The 17,322-nt window shown below is 28.8% G+C and carries 20 protein-coding genes; 15 read left to right on the plus strand and 5 right to left on the minus strand.

Annotation, left to right across the window (positions count from 1 at the left end):
• Positions 1 to 9: 9 nt before the first annotated feature.
• Positions 10 to 603: a hypothetical protein gene (locus tag AEBR_RS06185; protein ID WP_129087653.1), complete on the plus strand. Its 594-nt coding sequence runs from the start codon at positions 10 to 12 to the stop codon at positions 601 to 603.
• Positions 604 to 661: 58 nt separating this feature from the next.
• The gene (locus AEBR_RS06190) at positions 662 to 1,552 is read left to right on the plus strand and encodes a polysaccharide deacetylase family protein (protein WP_129087652.1); all 891 of its coding nucleotides are present in this window, start codon (positions 662 to 664) and stop codon (positions 1,550 to 1,552) included.
• A gap of 1 nt (position 1,553) precedes the next feature.
• Here the strand turns inward: AEBR_RS06190 and AEBR_RS06195 are convergent, their stop codons facing one another.
• Positions 1,554 to 1,976, minus strand: a complete 423-nt coding sequence (locus tag AEBR_RS06195; RefSeq protein ID WP_129087651.1) for an FKBP-type peptidyl-prolyl cis-trans isomerase — start codon at positions 1,974 to 1,976, stop codon at positions 1,554 to 1,556.
• 175 nt (positions 1,977 to 2,151) lie between these two features.
• On the opposite strand from AEBR_RS06195, the gene AEBR_RS06200 reads away from it, so the two are divergent.
• Genes AEBR_RS06200 through AEBR_RS06210 form a run of 3 tightly spaced genes read left to right on the plus strand, consistent with a single transcriptional unit; the run spans position 2,152 to position 4,145 of the window.
• Positions 2,152 to 2,763, plus strand: a complete 612-nt coding sequence (locus AEBR_RS06200; RefSeq protein ID WP_129087650.1) for a LysE family translocator — start codon at positions 2,152 to 2,154, stop codon at positions 2,761 to 2,763.
• Positions 2,764 to 2,772: 9 nt separating this feature from the next.
• Positions 2,773 to 3,708 carry a matrixin family metalloprotease gene (locus tag AEBR_RS06205; RefSeq protein ID WP_129087649.1) on the plus strand — a complete coding sequence of 312 codons (936 nt, stop codon included), beginning with the start codon at positions 2,773 to 2,775 and terminating at the stop codon, positions 3,706 to 3,708.
• A gap of 11 nt (positions 3,709 to 3,719) precedes the next feature.
• Positions 3,720 to 4,145, plus strand: a complete 426-nt coding sequence (locus AEBR_RS06210; protein WP_129087648.1) for a GNAT family N-acetyltransferase — start codon at positions 3,720 to 3,722, stop codon at positions 4,143 to 4,145.
• Positions 4,146 to 4,151: 6 nt separating this feature from the next.
• Here AEBR_RS06210 and AEBR_RS06215 read toward each other — a convergent pair whose 3' ends face one another.
• The 4 genes from AEBR_RS06215 to AEBR_RS06230 all read right to left on the minus strand — a co-directional run bounded on the left by AEBR_RS06215 (position 4,152) and on the right by AEBR_RS06230 (position 6,677).
• On the minus strand, positions 4,152 to 4,766 hold the full coding sequence (locus tag AEBR_RS06215; protein WP_129087647.1) for an ACP phosphodiesterase: 615 nt from the start codon (positions 4,764 to 4,766) through the stop codon (positions 4,152 to 4,154).
• A 53-nt stretch (positions 4,767 to 4,819) separates the two neighbouring features.
• A complete protein-coding gene (locus AEBR_RS06220; protein WP_129087646.1) occupies positions 4,820 to 5,071 on the minus strand; it encodes a hypothetical protein in 252 nt (83 codons plus the stop codon).
• Between the two features lie 132 nt (positions 5,072 to 5,203).
• Positions 5,204 to 6,283, minus strand: coding sequence for a YeeE/YedE family protein (locus AEBR_RS06225; RefSeq protein WP_129087645.1), 1,080 nt, complete (start codon positions 6,281 to 6,283; stop codon positions 5,204 to 5,206).
• A gap of 133 nt (positions 6,284 to 6,416) precedes the next feature.
• Entirely contained in the window at positions 6,417 to 6,677 is a 261-nt protein-coding gene (locus AEBR_RS06230) for a hypothetical protein (RefSeq protein ID WP_129087644.1), read from the minus strand.
• 157 nt (positions 6,678 to 6,834) lie between these two features.
• Between AEBR_RS06230 and AEBR_RS06235 the strand changes: the two genes are divergently transcribed.
• The 10 genes from AEBR_RS06235 (at position 6,835) to rhuM (ending at position 17,319) form a co-directional block, all read left to right on the plus strand.
• Positions 6,835 to 7,842, plus strand: coding sequence for an adenosine deaminase (locus tag AEBR_RS06235; RefSeq protein ID WP_129087643.1), 1,008 nt, complete (start codon positions 6,835 to 6,837; stop codon positions 7,840 to 7,842).
• 69 nt (positions 7,843 to 7,911) lie between these two features.
• The gene (locus AEBR_RS06240) at positions 7,912 to 8,358 is read left to right on the plus strand and encodes a protein tyrosine phosphatase family protein (protein ID WP_129087642.1); all 447 of its coding nucleotides are present in this window, start codon (positions 7,912 to 7,914) and stop codon (positions 8,356 to 8,358) included.
• A gap of 66 nt (positions 8,359 to 8,424) precedes the next feature.
• Positions 8,425 to 9,684 carry an O-acetylhomoserine aminocarboxypropyltransferase/cysteine synthase family protein gene (locus tag AEBR_RS06245; RefSeq protein WP_129087641.1) on the plus strand — a complete coding sequence of 420 codons (1,260 nt, stop codon included), beginning with the start codon at positions 8,425 to 8,427 and terminating at the stop codon, positions 9,682 to 9,684.
• Positions 9,685 to 9,688: 4 nt separating this feature from the next.
• A complete protein-coding gene (metX, locus tag AEBR_RS06250; protein WP_129087640.1) occupies positions 9,689 to 10,795 on the plus strand; it encodes a homoserine O-acetyltransferase MetX in 1,107 nt (368 codons plus the stop codon).
• Positions 10,792 to 11,016 carry an exodeoxyribonuclease VII small subunit gene (xseB, locus tag AEBR_RS06255; RefSeq protein ID WP_129087639.1) on the plus strand — a complete coding sequence of 75 codons (225 nt, stop codon included), beginning with the start codon at positions 10,792 to 10,794 and terminating at the stop codon, positions 11,014 to 11,016. Before metX ends, xseB begins: the two co-directional genes overlap by 4 nt.
• Before the next feature lie 78 nt (positions 11,017 to 11,094).
• The gene (radC, locus tag AEBR_RS06260) at positions 11,095 to 11,757 is read left to right on the plus strand and encodes a RadC family protein (protein ID WP_129087638.1); all 663 of its coding nucleotides are present in this window, start codon (positions 11,095 to 11,097) and stop codon (positions 11,755 to 11,757) included.
• Positions 11,754 to 12,209, plus strand: coding sequence for a type II toxin-antitoxin system PemK/MazF family toxin (locus tag AEBR_RS06265; RefSeq protein WP_129087637.1), 456 nt, complete (start codon positions 11,754 to 11,756; stop codon positions 12,207 to 12,209). The genes radC and AEBR_RS06265 overlap by 4 nt, the downstream gene beginning before the upstream one ends.
• Before the next feature lie 599 nt (positions 12,210 to 12,808).
• On the plus strand, positions 12,809 to 15,028 hold the full coding sequence (locus AEBR_RS06270) for a type I restriction-modification system subunit M (RefSeq protein WP_129087636.1): 2,220 nt from the start codon (positions 12,809 to 12,811) through the stop codon (positions 15,026 to 15,028).
• A complete protein-coding gene (locus AEBR_RS06275) occupies positions 15,025 to 16,335 on the plus strand; it encodes a restriction endonuclease subunit S (RefSeq protein WP_129087635.1) in 1,311 nt (436 codons plus the stop codon). Before AEBR_RS06270 ends, AEBR_RS06275 begins: the two co-directional genes overlap by 4 nt.
• Complete coding sequence (gene rhuM, locus AEBR_RS06280) at positions 16,336 to 17,319, plus strand: RhuM family protein (protein WP_129087634.1); 984 nt, start codon at positions 16,336 to 16,338, stop codon at positions 17,317 to 17,319.
• The last annotated feature ends 3 nt before the right edge of the window (positions 17,320 to 17,322 follow it).

Here is a 17,322-nt window from a genome sequence, read left to right on the forward strand (position 1 = left end):
GGAGGAAATATGTTTAGAAATCTTTTAGTTATTACTTTTGTAATTGTTCTTTTTTCGGGTTGTTATAGTGAAAAAATATTAAGAACCAAACCAACAACTTTTCTTGATATGCAAGAAAAAATCTCAGATGGAAAGCTTAAATATCATTGCGTAAATTTTGATGAAAAAGCATACACTGAGATAGAGATTTTAAAACAAAATATCTGCGAAGGATATATTACTGTAAGTGCTCAAGATGTAAAAGAGGTCTATAAAGATAAGCTTGAAACAATGGTAAATGATCTTTTTTATATCTCAGATATGAATTGTAGAAAATATGTTGAGAGGTTTAAATTTAACTATATTAAACAAGATGTAACAGGCAAATTTCTAAATCTAAATATTTTTGGTTTGGGATTTAATATTGGTACTATTGGTGATTTAGCAAATGAACAGTTTGTTAGGCTTAGTGATACATTAAATGCAAATCTAAATAAAAGAGCAGAGATAAAAAAGAGCATTATTTCAAAAGTAAGTAAAGGCTCTAAGGATAGTACTATTAATGAAATCTTAGTGGATTTTATAGAGTATGATAGAAGTTGTTCTTTAGTAACTACCTTTTAAGTTTATACCATAAACCTATGTGTTTATGGTATAATTTTCTCTTTTTTAAAGAGTTTACATGAAGATATTTTTAGTATTTATTTCTATTTTGGTAAATATTTTTGCACAAAACCTAAAAAGTGTTTATAACTACAAAGTTATACATAAAAATATAATTTATCACCAAAAGCCCTATATTTTAATTAGAAGTTTTAATATTGACAACAAAAGATATTATTTAGCTGTTAATAGCAAGAATCTTATTACAAAAATCATTGAGAATAAAGCCTTTCTAAGAGAAGAAACAGAAGAAAAAAGTAGATATGAGAAGGTTCTATCTTCTTATTCTAAAGCTCCTTTTAATCTTCAAAATTATGGGCTTAAAAAGTTAGACTCAAAAAATATTTTCCTTACAATGGATATGTGTCCCTCTTCAAAAATCGGTTATGAAGATGGTTTTTTAGCAGAGATTATCTCTAAATATAAAACTGTTCCTATTACTTTTTTTATTTCAGGTAGATGGATTGAAAAACATAAAAAGGAGTTTCTTGAGTTAAGAGAGTTACAAAAAGAAAGAAAGCTTGATATAACTTGGGGAAATCATACTTTTAATCACTTCTATTACCCAAACTGTTCTTTAGAAAAAAACTTTATACTTGCCCCTAAAACAGATCTAAAAAAAGAGATTTTAGATTTGGAAAAACTTCTGATTAGTTATGATATTACTCCTTCAATTCTTTTCAGGTTTCCTGGTCTTGTTTCAGACAAAAAGAGTATTAGTATTATAAAAGAACTTGGTTTGATTTCTGTTGGTTCAAATGCTTGGTTAGCTAAAGATGAAGTTATAAAAGAGGGAAGTATAATTCTTCTTCATGGAAATAAAAATGAACCTAAAGGAATAGAAAAAGCAAGGGATTTTCTAATAAAAAAAGATGATTTTAATTTAGGTTCAATTTTGCAGGAGTTATAAATCAGCTAACTGATTTTATAACTATTTTAAACTCTAAGTCACATCCTGCTAATGGATGATTATAATCAACTGTCACATCCTCTTTAGTTACGTCAATTACTGTTGCTCTTACAACTTCATCCTCTTCATCATCAGCTTCTAAAACCATACCAATCTCTAAATCAATATCTTCAAACTCTTCAATAGGAAGAGTCTCTGTAAAACTTTCATCATACTCTCCATAAGCATCTCGTGCAGGTATTTTCACCACTTTTGTCTCTCCAACTTCCATAAGTGAAACTGTCTTTTCAAGAGCTGGTAATATTTGCCCTAAACCAAATACAAATTCAATTGGATTTCCCTCTTCAAGATTGCTTTCAATTACTTCATTGTTTACTTTTAGTTCATAGTTCATAACTACAATTTGATTTTTTTTGATTGGCATATTAATTTTCCTTTTTATAATCTTTTCAAACTATATCAAAAATTGATAACAAATAAGTAAAATTTGAGTTTAAAAAATCATCGACTTTTAATTTGTAAAAAAAAGTGTTAAATTTAAACAATAAACCTTAGCTATTTTTTTGTTAATTTATATAAAATATCTCAAAAGGATTTTTATGAGCTATTGGATTTTTTTGACTCTTTGTATAATCGCAACGGCAACTCCAGGACCAGCAGTATTTTTAGCAATAAGAAATGGTGCTTTTTATGGTTTCAGAAAATCTCTTCTGGGTATTTTAGGAAATATTTCAGCAATGTTTACAATGGCTTCAATTAGTGCAGCAGGATTAGGTACGCTACTTTTGTCCTCTTCTTACCTCTTTTTTATAATAAAAATACTTGGAGGATTTTATCTTATATATTTAGGAATAAAAGCGATAAGAAGCAACTCTTTTATAAACAGACAAAATGATATTTTTCAAAATAAAAAAGGAATTGAACTCTTCAAAGAGGCATATTTTGTTGGAGTTAGTAATCCAAAAGCAATAGTTTTTTATACTGCATTGTTCCCTCAGTTTTTAGATTTAGAAAAATCTATATTTGGTCAATTTTTAGTTTTAAGTGGTACTTTTTTATTCTTCTCTTTTCTATTTTTATCTTTATATTCTGCCCTTGCTTCAAATATAAAAGTCTATCTTTTAAAACAAGAAGTAATAAAGTGGTTTAATAGAGTTTTAGGTTCTTTGTTTATTGGCTTTGGAGTAGCTATTACAACTTCACAAAGGTAAAAATTAATTATGAAATTTAGTCTATTTATTTTTCTCTTAACTTCATTTGCATATTGCTCTTATGAAAAAGTTACAATTGGAAATATTGATCCCTATTATGAACACAAGATTACAAAAGAGCAGTTAAAAGATATTATTCTTGAGATAAAAAAGAGTTTTAAAGAGCAATTAAATAAAGATATTTTTGATTACTCAACAAATGGAAAACCAATTAATTTAGTCTATATTCCCACATCAAAAATTGAAAATCTTATTACAAGAAATCAAGAACAACTTCAACGCAAAGAGAATCTGGCAAAAAGATTGTCAGAACAGTTAGCTTCAAGCCAGAAGCGGATTAATAGTTTAAAAGATGAGTTTAAAGATAAAAAAGCTCAAATGGATAAAAAAATTGAAATTTATAATAGTTATGTAAATGAACAAAATAAAAAGAAGAAGCTCTCAAAAGAGGAGTATCAAACCATAAAAGAAGAGATTGATAAGAGAAAAAAAGTTTTAAATGAACATCTAAAAGTGTATAAAAATGATAAAAAAGAATTGCGAAAAGAAATTAACTTTTACAATGCAAATGTAATTAAATATAATAGAATAGTTCTAGATTATAACAGATTAAGCAGAGATATTGAGAGGCTTAACAGAACCAATAAGAAAGTTAGAGGTCAAACTTTTGGAGAGAAAAAAACAATTAAAAAAATTAGCTTCAAAGATGGAAAAACACGCGAAATTGAAACTAATACAACAGTATCAATGAATAAAATTGAGATTTATGGTTTTGAGAGTTTAAATGAGTTAAAAGCAGTATTAGCACATGAAATTGCCCATTTAGTAGGAATTCCTCATGTTGATTCAAAGGGCTCATTGATGAATCCAGTTTTACAAAAAAATCAAATAGATAATCTTTATCTAACAAAAGAGGATATTGCAGCTTTTGAAAAATATTTTTAATAGGAGAGATTATGATTAAAATTAGAGAAGCCTCAATAGATGATGCAAAGGCTCTTATTCCTTTACTTGACTCTTTAGGTTATGAAAATACAGAAAAGTTTATAAAAAAGAGAATTTCACAACTACTTTCAAATAGTAATGATGCTTTAGTAGTTGCTTGTGATAATGAAAAGATTGTGGGTTTTATCTCTTTTTGTTTTATGGTTCAACTAGGATTGGAGAATGATTTTTGTAGAATTACATATTTTTGTGTTTTAGAAGAATATAGAAGTAAAAAAGTTGGCGCAATGCTTGAATCTTATGTTGAAGATGAAGCGAAAAAGAGAAATTGTAATAGAATAGAAGTGCATTGCAATGAAAGAAGAAAAGAGGCTCATAGGTTTTATTATAGACAAAACTATATTGAGTCTCCAAAATATCTGATGAAGATGTTATAACTTAGATTATATCTTCCAATGATCTATTTTTGTCTTATCAAGAGATTTTTTTATTTCAAAACAAAGTTGGGGGAAAAAGAGTAAAAAATCCTCTTCTATCCCTTCTATATTTTTTTCTACTATATTTAGGTACCTACTGCAGTTATCTCTGCTTTTAAGCCTTGAAGAGAGTTTATAATCAACTCTATTAAAAGCAATTTGTAACTCTTCTAAACTATTGTATTGATGCAGTATTTCATGCTCAATCAATCTTTTTAGATAAAAACTTGCCTCCTGTGGAATATTTTTTAGCTCTTTTTTTGCGTTATAGTGAAAAGTATCCAAAAACTCTTTTTGGGGAATATTGCAAAATTTATTCCAATTTTTAGTTAGTAAATAGTCATATGTTAAATCCATTACTACAGCTTTAAGTAGACCTTTCTCTCCCAATCTGTTTTTACTTTTTTTAAATTTTTCATGGGAATCTGTATAGGCATCAATTTTTTTATGGGTTGACATACCTTTTTTTATATTTTCATTTGCTTTTTCCCAAATTCGTCCTTTAAGTGGATCTGCTAGGTAGTTTGCAATTTGAAAGTTTATATTGTATTCAGATAAGAAAATGTGAGCTATCCAATTCATGGATAGTAGAGTACAAAAGTTTACTTTAAAAACAAAGTAAACTTTTGTAAAATTTATCCTCTTGGTTTTTTTGCTGCAACTTCAATATGCCATACAAAGAAGGCAAAAGCTACTCCGCAAATCAAAAACAGCAAGGATTGCTTTAGTGTACTAAGATACCAAAATGGTTCATCAAAGATACTTGAAAGCATATAAATTGGTAATAGTATTACATCCCCTACCATTGTAGAAATGCTAGAGTGTAAAACTATACCAATCAACGGTACTATAATCCCCATCATAAAACCGTAAATTAACATAGCCATAAGTAATCCTTATATTGTAAGTTTAGCAAAAACTTATAACTATGATAACAAATTTTTTAGATTATTAAAAGAATCTTTACTCTTTCATACATAATTTATACATAATTTTACATAAAGTAACAGATTATAAAACTAGATTTGATAATCAGGAGCATTATCTTTCCACTCAAAAATAAAACACATTGGGAGTTTACTTTTCTTGTCTAAAATAAGAGCTGTAATTGTTCCAGAGATAAAAATAGAGATAATTGCAACTAAAGATGAAAGAGCAAGAGTTGACATACCAGTTAATCCTTGTCCAACTGTACATCCAATAGCAAGTATTCCCCCTGTACCCATCAAACTTCCACCAATAATGTTATATTTTAATTTGTGTTGTCCTTTTGAGGCTGTACATCCAAAACTATATCTTCTATTAAATCTTGACATAATAAAAGCTCCGGCTAATACACCAAAAACTAAACTAATTGGAAAGTTCAACTCTGAAATTTGATAATATGTAAAAAACTCCATTGTTTTTGCTGCTGGATAAACAAAAGTTACACCATTTAACTCAATTACTCTCTCCATACTCTCTTGTCCAATTACTCCTGTTACATACCAAGAAACAGCAATAAGAAGTCCAATTAGAACTCCATCCCATAAGGTTGGTAATCTTTTTATCTTTTTTACTAAAAAGTATAATAAAACAAGAAGAGCTGCACTTAAAACATAGATGTTCATAGTTACATTACCAATATATGATGACCACTGTATTAAAGTTGGGTTATTTATAATTGGATTAAATAGTTCTGCCAATAAACCTTTTGCAGTTGCATATCCAAAAATTGCAATAAAAACCAATACTATAAGAGAGTTTATATCCCCTTGAGCAAATTTAATTAAGTGTCTATTGCTACAACCATCAGAAAGCATCATTCCAATACCAAATAGAACTCCCCCAAGAATTATTGCAAAATAATTAATATTCTCTTTATAATAGTTTGATTGTGTTAAATCAAGCTCATAAACCAAAGCAACAATATATGTTGAAATTATTGCAATAAGCATTGCCATAATAACAGATGAGCCCCTCATTGTAGATTTTGTCAAAATAAAATCTTTAATAGAACCACTGAAACAAAATTGTTGTTTTTGAGCAATAGCACCAAAAGCCAAACCTATTAGAAACCCAAGAATATTTATAATCTCATATATTTCAAATTCATGCATACTAAACCTTACTAAATTGATATAGTTTTAATTTTAAAATATTATAATATAAATAATAAAAGTATTATAGGTGCTTTTTGTTAGAGTTTTTATTTAAGCTAAAATATATATGATTAAAACAGTCAACTATAATTTAGACCTCTTGGTTTTCAATTTTCATATCTTCAAGTCCTTCTAAAATATCAAGGGCTTGTTCTTGTGTTAAAGAGTTGTTTTTTATATCAACTAATACTTCATCAAAGTAGAGTTTTACCTGCAACATATATTCCAACTCCTCTTTTAATGCTTTGTCTTTTTTCTTTTTAAGTTCTTCTTCAATCTCTTTTATATTTTCATTTACTTCTACTAACACATCTTTTTTTAATAATTCATCAAGTTGTTTAATATAATCCATTATATGCCTTTTGTAATATTTTATATAATTGTATCAAAATATAAATTTTGTAAACTATAATTAAGTCAAGCTAAATTATATATTAAAATAATAGTACTGATTATTCTTTTTCTTTATTTTAAAAAATTGTATAATAAAAAAAAGGTAGGGTAGAGTTATGATTGAATTAATTAAAAGTTTACCAAAAGCAGAGTTACACCTGCATATTGAAGGTACTTTAGAACCAAAATTGATGTTGGAACTTGCCCAACGAAATAGTGTGGAAATTCCATATACAAATATTGAAGATATACAAAAAGCTTATGAGTTTACAAATCTTCAAAGTTTTTTAGATATTTATTATGCAGGAGCTAGTGTACTTCTAAAAGAGGAGGATTTCTATTCTCTAACTTGGGAGTATATTTTAAAGTGTGTAGATAACAATATAATCCATACTGAAATCTTCTTTGACCCTCAAACTCATACCAAAAGAGGAGTCTCATTTTATACAGCTTTAACAGGAATAAAAGAGGCTTTAAATGATGCAAAAAAAGAGTTTGGTATCACTTCAAATATAATTGTATGTTTCTTAAGACACCTTGACCAAGAGGAGTGTTTTAAGACTTTAGATGAAGCTATTGAATATAAGCGCGATATTATAGGTGTTGGACTTGACTCTTCAGAGCTTGGAAATCCACCATCAAAATTTAAAGAGCTTTTTAACAAAGCAAGAAAAGAGGGTTTCAAAATAGTTGCCCATGCAGGAGAAGAGGCAGATGTCTCATATATTCAAGAGGCTCTTGATATTTTAAAAGTTCAAAGAGTGGATCATGGAGTACAAGCAATGCACTCTAAAGCTTTGATGCAAAGATTAAAAGAGGAACAAATTCCTCTAACTGTTTGCCCAAACTCAAATATTGAGTTAAAAGTTTTTGAAAACTATAAAAAACACAATATAAAAGAGCTTTTGGATTTTGGTCTAAATGTTACAGTAAACTCTGATGATCCTGCTTATTTCAAAGGTTATTTAAATCAAAACTATATAAATATCTATGAAAATTTAAAACTCTCAAAAGAAGATATTGTAAAACTTGTAAAAAATTCATTTAATTCAGCCTTTATTGATAAAGCTCTAAAAAAAGAGTATTTATATAGAGTTGATGAAGTTCTAAAATCATTTGAATAAATTCAAATAATATTAGTTTATGTATATTTTGATAAGATTATAGTAGTCGAGTTGTTAAAAGGATTGAACATGCATGATATATCAAACTATATAAAAATAGATGAGTTTATTTCTACTTCTGGGCAACCCACAATAAAACAGTTTGAAAAGATAAAAGATGAAGGCTTTGAAGTGATTATAAATCTAGCTTTATCCTCTTCTTCAAATGCTTTAGAAAACGAAGATAAAATAGTAACTAATCTAGGACTTAGTTATATTCATATTCCAGTAGATTTTGAAGAGCCAAAAATTAGTGATGCTGCTCTTTTCCTCTCAATAATGCTTTGTTTAAGAGGTAAAAAAATATTGGTACATTGTGCAAAAAATTATAGGGTTACAGCTTTTATTTATTTGTACCATAAACATATACTAAATACTCCCTTTGAAAATATTGATTTATCAGTATTTGATGAGTGGACTCCAAGCCAGCAATGGCAGGACTTAATGAAAAGTTCATACGAAGAATTATCCTTATAAAAAATCTCTACAAATTTAGTAACTTTTTGATAAAATATCCAACTTTAAAATATAAAAAGGATAATTATGCAACCAAATACTTTAGCAATTCATGCAGGATATGAAAAAGATGAACAACTGACGATGTCTGTACCTTTATATCAAACAACTGCATTTGAATTTAAAAGTACAGAGCATGGAGCTAATCTATTTGCACTAAAAGAGTTAGGAAATATATATACAAGATTATCAAATCCAACAACTGATGTTTTCGAAAGAAGATTTGCAGAAGTTGAAGGGGGAGCTGCAGCACTTGCAACTGCTTCAGGGATGGCAGCAATTTTTTATGCAATAGCAAACTGTACTAAAGTAGGGGATAACATAGTTGCTACTGATAAACTTTATGGGGGAACATACAATCAGTTTGTTCATACCTTAAAAAGATTTGGAGTTGAAGTTAGATTTTTTGATACTTTCAATGTACAAGAGGCTGAAAAATTAATAGATGAAAATACAAAAGCAATTTTCTTTGAATCTATCTCTAATCCATCTATAGATATACCAGATATTGAAACTATAGTAAATATTGCAAAAAAACATAATGTTTTATCAATAGTTGATAATACAGTTGCAACACCATATTTGTTTAGACCTTTTGAGTGGGGAATTGATATCTCTGTTCACTCAACTTCAAAATATGTAACAGGACAAGGTCTTGCAATGGGTGGAATTATTGTTGAGAGAAAAGGTTTAAATGAGTTCTTAAAAGGAAATGATAGATATTCACACTTCAATGAACCTGACATGTCATATCATGGACTTGTTTATACAGATTTAGAGTTTCCTGCTTTTTGTTTAAGAGCAAGATTAGGACTAATGAGAGACTTAGGTTCTGTTCCAGCACCTTTTAACTCTTGGCTAATGATTCAAGGTTTGGAGACTTTAAAAGTAAGAATCAAAGAGCATTGTGAAAATACAATGAAAATTGCAAAATTCTTAAAAGCTCACCCAAAAGTAAAAGTGGTAAAATATCCACTTCTTGAAGGTGATAATAACTATGCAAACGCAGTAAAATATCTAAAAGGTGGAGCAAGTGGACTTCTATCTTTTGATGTTGGTTCTTTTGATATTGCAAAGAGTGCAATAGATAGACTAAAAATATTCTCACTTGTAACAAATATAGGTGATACAAAATCTATTGTAACTCATAGTGCATCAACAACACACCAACAACTAAGCGATGAGGATTTATTAGCTTGTGGGGTGACTCCTGGGCTTATTAGATTATCTGTTGGTATTGAAGATGTTGATGATTTGATAAATGATTTGGATAATGCACTAAAATAGACAGATGGAAATAAAAAAAGATAAGATAAAATTTAATGAACCACTCTATTTAGAGAGTGGTAGAATTTTAGAAGAGTTTGAAATTGTATATGAGACTTATGGAAAATTAAATGAAGATAAGTCAAATGTAATAGTGATTTGCCATGCCCTAGCAGGTAGCCACCATGCTGCTGGAAGATATGCCGATGAAGCAAAACCAGGCTGGTGGGATAAATTTATTGGTGATGGCAAAGCAGTAGATACTACTAAGTATTTTGTAATTTGTTCAAACAATCTTGGAAGTAACTTTGGTTCAACAAATGCATTAAGCATTGACCCAACAACAAAAAAAGAGTATAGACTTAAGTTTCCTGTTCTTACAATCTCTGATATTGTAAAAGCACAAATGAAACTTTATAAAAAACTTGGAATTGAAAAAGCCAAAGCTGTAATTGGTGGAAGTATGGGTGGAATGCAAGCTCTTTGTTATTCAATAGAACATCCAGATTTTGCAGAACATGTATTTGCTTTAGCAACAACAGCTTATACAAGACCTTGGGCAATATCAATAAATAAACTTGCAATAGAGTCTATTAGACATGATCCTGCTTTTAAAGATGGGTTATATAAAAAAGATGATTTACTTGCAAATGGTTTGCCTGGGCTTGCAATTGGAAGAATGGCAGGACTTATTGCCTATTTAAGCCCAAATCTTTTTAATAAAAAGTTTGGAAGAGATTATTCAAGAACAGATGGGCTTTATGAGCTTTTTGGAAGATTTGAAGTTGAAAGATATTTAGAATACAATGCTTACAACTTCCCAAAAGTTTTTGACCCACTTTCATATTTGTATATCTGCAAAACAATGAATATCTTTGATGCGGGAAGAAATGAAGATACATTAGAACACTCTTTTTCAAAGGTAAAGTGTAAACTTCATTTAATCTCTTTTTCAGATGATATGCTTTTTTTCCCAGAAGAGATGGAAGAGATAAGAGATATAATGATTAAACTAGGCAAAAGTGAACAAGTTACATACAAAATGGTTCAAAGTCAATCTGGACATGATTCCTTTTTGGTTGAGGTTGAAAAATTTGATAAATATATAGTTGAACTATTGGAGAGCAAATGAGTAAAGAGACAAAAAAAGAGATAGAAAACCTAAGTTTTGAAAAAAAGATAGAGAAAGCAAAAGAGCTTTTGGAAAAACTATCAGATTCAAAAATAACACTTAGTGATTCCCTTGAAGTTTACAAAGAGGGAATAAAAGAGCTTGAAGAGGCACAAAAACTTTTAGATGAAGCAAAACTTATCTTTACAAAAGAGGATAAAAACTTAGCTGAACCTTTTTAAAAAATATTGCATAATGTTATATTTTTAAACCCACATTTTAAAACTTGATAAACTTTTCTCAAATATTGGGAGAAGTTTATGAAAACAATCAATCAACTACAATCAATAGACAAACCAAGGGAAAGACTTCTAAAATATGGTCTAAGTGCCCTTAAAAACTATGAGTTAATAGCTATACTTTTAGGAAGTGGGATAAAGGGAAAAGATATTATAAAACTCTCCCATGAGATAGAAAAATTCCTTGACTTAAACTTTGAGACAATAGATTTAAACTCCTTACAAAATATACATGGACTTGGAAGTGTAAAGGCTGGTCAACTATTAAGTGCCATAGAACTAAGCCGAAGATATCTTTTAAAAGAACCACATAAGAAAATATCTTGTGCAAATGATGTGTATGAACAATTAAAACCATATAAAAACAAAACCCAAGAGTATTTTTTAACTCTATATCTTGATGGAGCAAACAAACTTATTGAAACAAGAGTTATAACAATAGGTACTTTAAACCAAAGTCTAGTTCATCCAAGGGAAGTATTTTGCCATGCAATAGAAAAAAGATGTGCCAGCATAATAGTAGCTCACAACCATCCAAGTGGTATCTTAGAAGCAAGCCTTGAAGATATAGAGATAACAAAAAGACTAAAACACTCTGGGAAAATACTTGGTATAGAATTACTTGACCATATCATCTTTACAAAAGAAGCCTTTGTAAGCCTAAAAGAAGAGGGTGTTTTATGAAGATGTTTAATAAAAAAATAAAACTCTATGATATAGAGATAGGTTCCTTGGTTTGGGTAGAGTTTGGAGAGACTAAACATATATTTTTAAAACAAATGGAAAGAGAACTAAAAGAGGAGTGTTTCTCTTTAGATGATTGCCCTCATGGGTTAAATCTTTTGCATGAATTTTCCTATTTTCATATGGCATTTGTAGTTAGTAATAAAGTAAATGACACGATAGCAGTTGTACCTATAACTGAGTATAAAGAAAATGATGAAAAGTTCAAAGAGCTTAATATAGTGTTAGAAGTAAATGAATTTGGTTTGCCACTAATTAAAAAAAGTTCTGTAAAGCTAGACCAATTAAGATTTGTTGATAAATCAAGAATAATAAAAGTTGAAAGAAAATTAGTATCAAGGACACTAAAGAGCTTGTTGAAGAAAAAAATTCAAAATATCTTTCATATGTGATTGAAATTTTTTATTTTTTTTGATATAATCTTACATTAAGGAATTTGGGCGGTCACATATGTGGCGGGCTCGCCGATGGCAGGGGTGTTGAAAAGGCACCCTTTTTTTTATGCCCAGAAATCTCCACACTCACATACTTTACCCTCAATTTAACTCCTCCTTTTATCCAATATAGGGATAAGTTTTTGTAAAATAATATTTTAAATGTTAATTTTATATTTCTTCACTTTTTGGTGGCAAAAAGTAAAATAAAAAACCACCAACGGCTACGAAGCCAAAGGTTCCCTTACTTATTATTTTTATCTTTTCTGCTTGGTAAAACTCATTTATTAAAACTTGCATTTTGTCCATTCTGGAATTTAGTCGTTTCACTCCAGCATGCAACTTTTAAATACTCAAACAGTTACCAATCTTGTTTAGAAAAGAGAAAAATAAACGCTCGGCTTCTGTAGAGGTTGGATTGGGATAAGGTTGTTTTCTTTTTTGATTTTTTGTAAATATTTTAACTCTTATTAAATTATTGTATGTCTTAACCGTTTTCATTACTATTTTTTTGTAAAATAATATTTTAAAATACAAACAATTATACAAGGTCAAATTTGAATCATAAAGTACAAAATCAAACTATAAATTTTATTTGGGGTATTGCAGATGATGTTTTAAGAAATGTTGTCAAAAGAGGTAAATATAGAGATATTATCTTACCTTTTACGGTTATTAGAAGACTTGATGTCTTACTTGAAAGTACAAAAGATAAGGTTTTAGAAACTTATGAGTTTTTGGAAAAACAAGAAATAGAAGATAAAACTACTCTTTATCAAGTTACAAAATACCCTTTTTATAATCATTCTAAATTTACTTTATCAACACTATTAAATGATCCTGATAATATTGAGTCAAATTTAGAAAACTATCTTGATGGTTTTAGTGACAATGTTCAAGAGATAATCTCAAAATTTAAACTAAGAAATCAACTTGAAACAATGGCAGAAGGGAATATAACATATTCACTCATAGAAAAGTTTGTTTCAAAAGATATAAACCTTAGTCCGAATATCTCTTTAAATACAAAAGGGGAAAAACTTCCAGCTCTTACAAATCTTGGTATGGGATATGTTTTTGAAGAGCTTATAAGAAAGTTCAATGAAGAAAATAACGAAGAAGCGGGAGAACATTTTACCCCAAGAGAGATTATAAGTCTTATGACAAATATAGTTTTCCTTCCTATAAAAGACAAACTTAAAAATAATCAACAACTTAGTATCTATGACCCATGTTGTGGAAGTGGTGGAATGCTTACAGAGTCAGAAAAATTTGCACATGAGTTAAACGATACTTTGAACTTTTCTCTTTATGGACAAGAGAGTGAAGGTGAGACTTACGCTATTTGTACAGCAGATATGCTTATCAAAGATAAAAATCCAGAGCATATTTATCATGGTTCAACTCTATCAAGAGATGGTTTCCCTACCAAAAAATTTGAGTTTATGTTATCAAACCCACCATATGGAAAGAGTTGGAAAAATGACTATGACTATATAGTTGGAGACAAAAAAGAGATACATGACCCAAGATTTTATGTGGGTGTTCCAAGAAGCAGTGATGGACAGCTTCTGTTTCTTATGAATATGGTTTCAAAGATGGTAGACTCAACTGAACTTGGAAGTAAAATAGCCTCAGTTCACAATGGAAGTTCTCTTTTTACAGGAGATGCAGGAAGTGGTGAGAGTGAGATAAGAAAATATATTATTGAAAATGATTTATTAGAAGCTATTATTGGACTTCCTAAAAATATGTTTTACAATACGGGTATTAATACATATATTTGGGTACTTACAAATAGAAAAGATAAAAAAAGAAAAGGAAAAGTTCAACTAATAGACTCTACAGAAATCTACTCAAAGATGAGAAAATCACTTGGAAGTAAATCTTATGAACTAAAAAAAGAGCATATCAAACAAATCACTGATTTATATTTGGATTTTGAACCTACACAACAAAGTAAAATCTTTGATAATGAAGATTTTGGATACTACAAAATCACAGTTGAAAGACCTTTGAGATTAAAAGTGCAGTTTACTCTTACAGCTATTGAAAGTTTACGATTTGACAGTGCTTTGACTGAACTTATGAAGCTAATTTATGAAAGATATCAAGACAAGGTTTATATTGGTTTAAAAGATGAGAAAAAAGCTATCGAGAAATATTTTGAAGAGAATGAAATCAAAGTAAAACCAGCAGAACTAAAAAAACTACTTGATATAAAACTTTGGGAAAATCAAAGATATTTACAAGATATTGCAAATAAGCTTTTTGAAGTATTTAAAGAGGAAATCTTTATGGACTATAATCTTTTTATAAAAGATTTTGATAAAGAGCTTAAAAAGTTAGATATAAAACTAAGTGCAAATGAAAAGAAAAAGATACTAAATGCAATCTCTTCAAAAGATGAAAATGCAAAAAAAGTTATAAAAAAAGTTATAAAAAAAGTACATAAATCAAGTGTAGAAAAAGAGCCAGAACTTTATGGACTATTTGTAGAGGGTAGAAACTTTGTAGAGTATGAGAGTGATAGTGAGCTAAGAGATTATGAAAATATTCCTTTAAAAGAGGATATTGAAGAGTATTTTAAAAGTGAAGTTCTACCCCATGTAGATGATGCTTGGATAAACAAAGATAAAACTCTAAAAGGCTATGAAATAAGCTTTACCAAACAGTTTTATAAGTTTACACCTCTAAGAGATGTAGAAAAGATAGAAAAGGATATAAAAAAAGCCTTTGAAAGTTCAGCACAACTGCTTAAAGAGTTGGGTTTATGATAAAGTATGATTCATATAAATCAAGTGGCATAGAGTGGCTTGGCGAGATACCTAGTCATTGGGAAAATAAGAAAATAAAATATATATTTAAAATAAAAAAACAAATTGCAGGTACTGTAGGATTTGATGTCTTATCTATAACGCAACAAGGTATTAAAATTAAAGATATAGAAAGTGGTGGAGGACAACTTTCTATGGATTACTCTAAATATCAGTTAGTAAAAAAAGGCGATTTTGCAATGAATCACATGGACTTATTAACAGGTTATGTTGATATTTCAAAATATGATGGAGTAACAAGTCCTGATTATAGAGTTTTTTATTTAACTGAAAAAGAAAGTGCTCCAAAATATTTTTTATATTTAATGCAAATGGGATATCAAAATAAAATATTTTATGCTCAAGGACAAGGAAGTTCCCAACTTGGAAGATGGAGATTTGCTTCTGAAGAATTTAATAACTTTTTTTTACCTTTACCTCCAAAAAACGAGCAAGAGGCTATTGCCAATTTTTTAGATGAAAAACTAGAGCAGGTAGATAATTATATCTTTAAACAAAAAGAGTTAATAGAGCTTTTAAAAGAGAAAAAAAACTCACTTATAAACCAAGCAGTTACAAAAGGCTTAGACCCAAAGGTAGAGTATAAAGAGAGTGGTATAGAGTGGCTTGGAAAAATACCAAAACATTGGGAAGTAATAAAAATAAAAAGATTAATAACATATACTGTTGGTGGTATTTGGGGAAATGAAAAAAAGTTAAACTCATCTGATATTATATGTGTAAGAGTAGCAGATATGGATTATAATAATTTTAATTTTTCTGATAAAAATCTAACTATTAGAAATATTCTACATAATGAACGTAATAATAGAGTTTTGAAAAAAGGAGACTTGATAATAGAAAAATCTGGAGGTGGTGAAAAAACTCCAGTTGGTAGAGTAGTTAAATTTAATTTAGACTATGATGCAGTATGTTCAAATTTTATGAATAAAATTAAAATAATTGATAAAAAAATAATATCTAATTTTCTAGTTTTAATGTTTCATATTTTATATATCAATAAAATAGTAATTTATAGTATTAAACAAACAACAGGTATACAAAATTTGGATATAAATAGTTATTTATCTAATTTGATTCCAATTCCTCCAAAACAAGAACAACAACAAATAGTAGAATACATAGAAAAAGAGAGTTCAAAAATAGATAAAGTGATAAGCACAAAAGAGGATGAGATAAAATTACTAGATGAGTATAAACAAAGTCTTATAAGCAGTGCAGTTACTGGGAAAATAAAGGTATCTTAAATGGAAAATCAAAACATCTTAATCTACAAAAACCAAAATGGAAATATCAAAGTTGATGTAAGATTTGAAGATGAATCTATATGGCTAAGTCAATCCCAAATATGTGAGCTGTATGGCAAGGCTAAATCAACCATAAGTGAGCATATAAAAGCTATTTTTGAAGATGAAGAGTTAGATAGAAATTCAGTTGTTCGGAATTTCCGAACAACTGCAAATGATGGTAAAAACTACAGTGTTGAGTATTATAACTTGGATGTTATTATAGCTTTAGGTTTTAAAGTTCGTTCAAACACTGGTACAAAGTTTAGAATCTGGGCAAATCAAAAGCTAAAAGAGTACATCACAAAAGGTTTTGTTCTAGATGATGATAGATTTAAAAATGGCAATCAAATGTCATATTTTGATGAGCTTCAAAATCGTCTTAGAGAGATACGACTTAGTGAGAAGTTTTTTTATCAAAAAATCAAAGATATCTATATGACAAGTATAGATTATAATCCAAAAGATGAAAAAACAGTAGAGTTTTTCAAAATAGTTCAAAACAAACTTTTATGGGCAGTATCTTCTCAAACAGCAGCCGAACTTGTACACAATCGTGTAGATATAACAAAACCACTTTTAGGTATGAGCTCATATGATGGTGAAAATAAAAATATCACAAAAAAAGATGTAAGTGTTGCAAAAAACTATTTAAATGAAGAGGAGATAAAACTTCTAGGACTTTTGGTAGAACAATACTTAGCTTTTGCAGAAACGATGGCAAATCAGCAAACACCTATGTATATGAAAGATTGGATTGAAAGACTTGATTTGATTTTATCTATGAATGGAAGAGAACTTTTGAAAAATGCTGGTAAAATATCTCATCATATAGCAAAAGAAAAAAGTGAATTAGAGTATAAAAAATATAAAGAAAACAAAAAACAAGTAGAAAAAGTACAAAGTCTAAAAGAGTTAGAAGAGGATATAAAAAAACTAAAATAGAGG

It is taken from the genome of Halarcobacter ebronensis, from assembly GCF_013201825.1.
Taxonomy (GTDB): domain Bacteria; phylum Campylobacterota; class Campylobacteria; order Campylobacterales; family Arcobacteraceae; genus Halarcobacter; species Halarcobacter ebronensis.

Excerpts from the sequence above, each read along its gene's own strand:
- AEBR_RS06220 (WP_129087646.1), bottom strand. The coding sequence starts at position 5,071 with ATGGCTATGTTAATTTACGGTTTTATGATGGGGATTATAGTACCGTTG.
- metX (WP_129087640.1), top strand. The coding sequence starts at position 9,689 with ATGGAAATAAAAAAAGATAAGATAAAATTTAATGAACCACTCTATTTA.
- AEBR_RS06195 (WP_129087651.1), bottom strand. The coding sequence starts at position 1,976 with ATGCCAATCAAAAAAAATCAAATTGTAGTTATGAACTATGAACTAAAA.
- AEBR_RS06200 (WP_129087650.1), top strand. The coding sequence starts at position 2,152 with ATGAGCTATTGGATTTTTTTGACTCTTTGTATAATCGCAACGGCAACT.
- AEBR_RS06275 (WP_129087635.1), top strand. The coding sequence starts at position 15,025 with ATGATAAAGTATGATTCATATAAATCAAGTGGCATAGAGTGGCTTGGC.
- xseB (WP_129087639.1), top strand. The coding sequence starts at position 10,792 with ATGAGTAAAGAGACAAAAAAAGAGATAGAAAACCTAAGTTTTGAAAAA.
- radC (WP_129087638.1), top strand. The coding sequence starts at position 11,095 with ATGAAAACAATCAATCAACTACAATCAATAGACAAACCAAGGGAAAGA.
- AEBR_RS06240 (WP_129087642.1), top strand. The coding sequence starts at position 7,912 with ATGCATGATATATCAAACTATATAAAAATAGATGAGTTTATTTCTACT.
- AEBR_RS06185 (WP_129087653.1), top strand. The coding sequence starts at position 10 with ATGTTTAGAAATCTTTTAGTTATTACTTTTGTAATTGTTCTTTTTTCG.
- AEBR_RS06205 (WP_129087649.1), top strand. The coding sequence starts at position 2,773 with ATGAAATTTAGTCTATTTATTTTTCTCTTAACTTCATTTGCATATTGC.
- AEBR_RS06230 (WP_129087644.1), bottom strand. The coding sequence starts at position 6,677 with ATGGATTATATTAAACAACTTGATGAATTATTAAAAAAAGATGTGTTA.
- AEBR_RS06215 (WP_129087647.1), bottom strand. The coding sequence starts at position 4,766 with ATGAATTGGATAGCTCACATTTTCTTATCTGAATACAATATAAACTTT.
- AEBR_RS06265 (WP_129087637.1), top strand. The coding sequence starts at position 11,754 with ATGAAGATGTTTAATAAAAAAATAAAACTCTATGATATAGAGATAGGT.
- AEBR_RS06210 (WP_129087648.1), top strand. The coding sequence starts at position 3,720 with ATGATTAAAATTAGAGAAGCCTCAATAGATGATGCAAAGGCTCTTATT.
- AEBR_RS06235 (WP_129087643.1), top strand. The coding sequence starts at position 6,835 with ATGATTGAATTAATTAAAAGTTTACCAAAAGCAGAGTTACACCTGCAT.
- AEBR_RS06245 (WP_129087641.1), top strand. The coding sequence starts at position 8,425 with ATGCAACCAAATACTTTAGCAATTCATGCAGGATATGAAAAAGATGAA.
- AEBR_RS06190 (WP_129087652.1), top strand. The coding sequence starts at position 662 with ATGAAGATATTTTTAGTATTTATTTCTATTTTGGTAAATATTTTTGCA.
- AEBR_RS06225 (WP_129087645.1), bottom strand. The coding sequence starts at position 6,283 with ATGCATGAATTTGAAATATATGAGATTATAAATATTCTTGGGTTTCTA.
- rhuM (WP_129087634.1), top strand. The coding sequence starts at position 16,336 with ATGGAAAATCAAAACATCTTAATCTACAAAAACCAAAATGGAAATATC.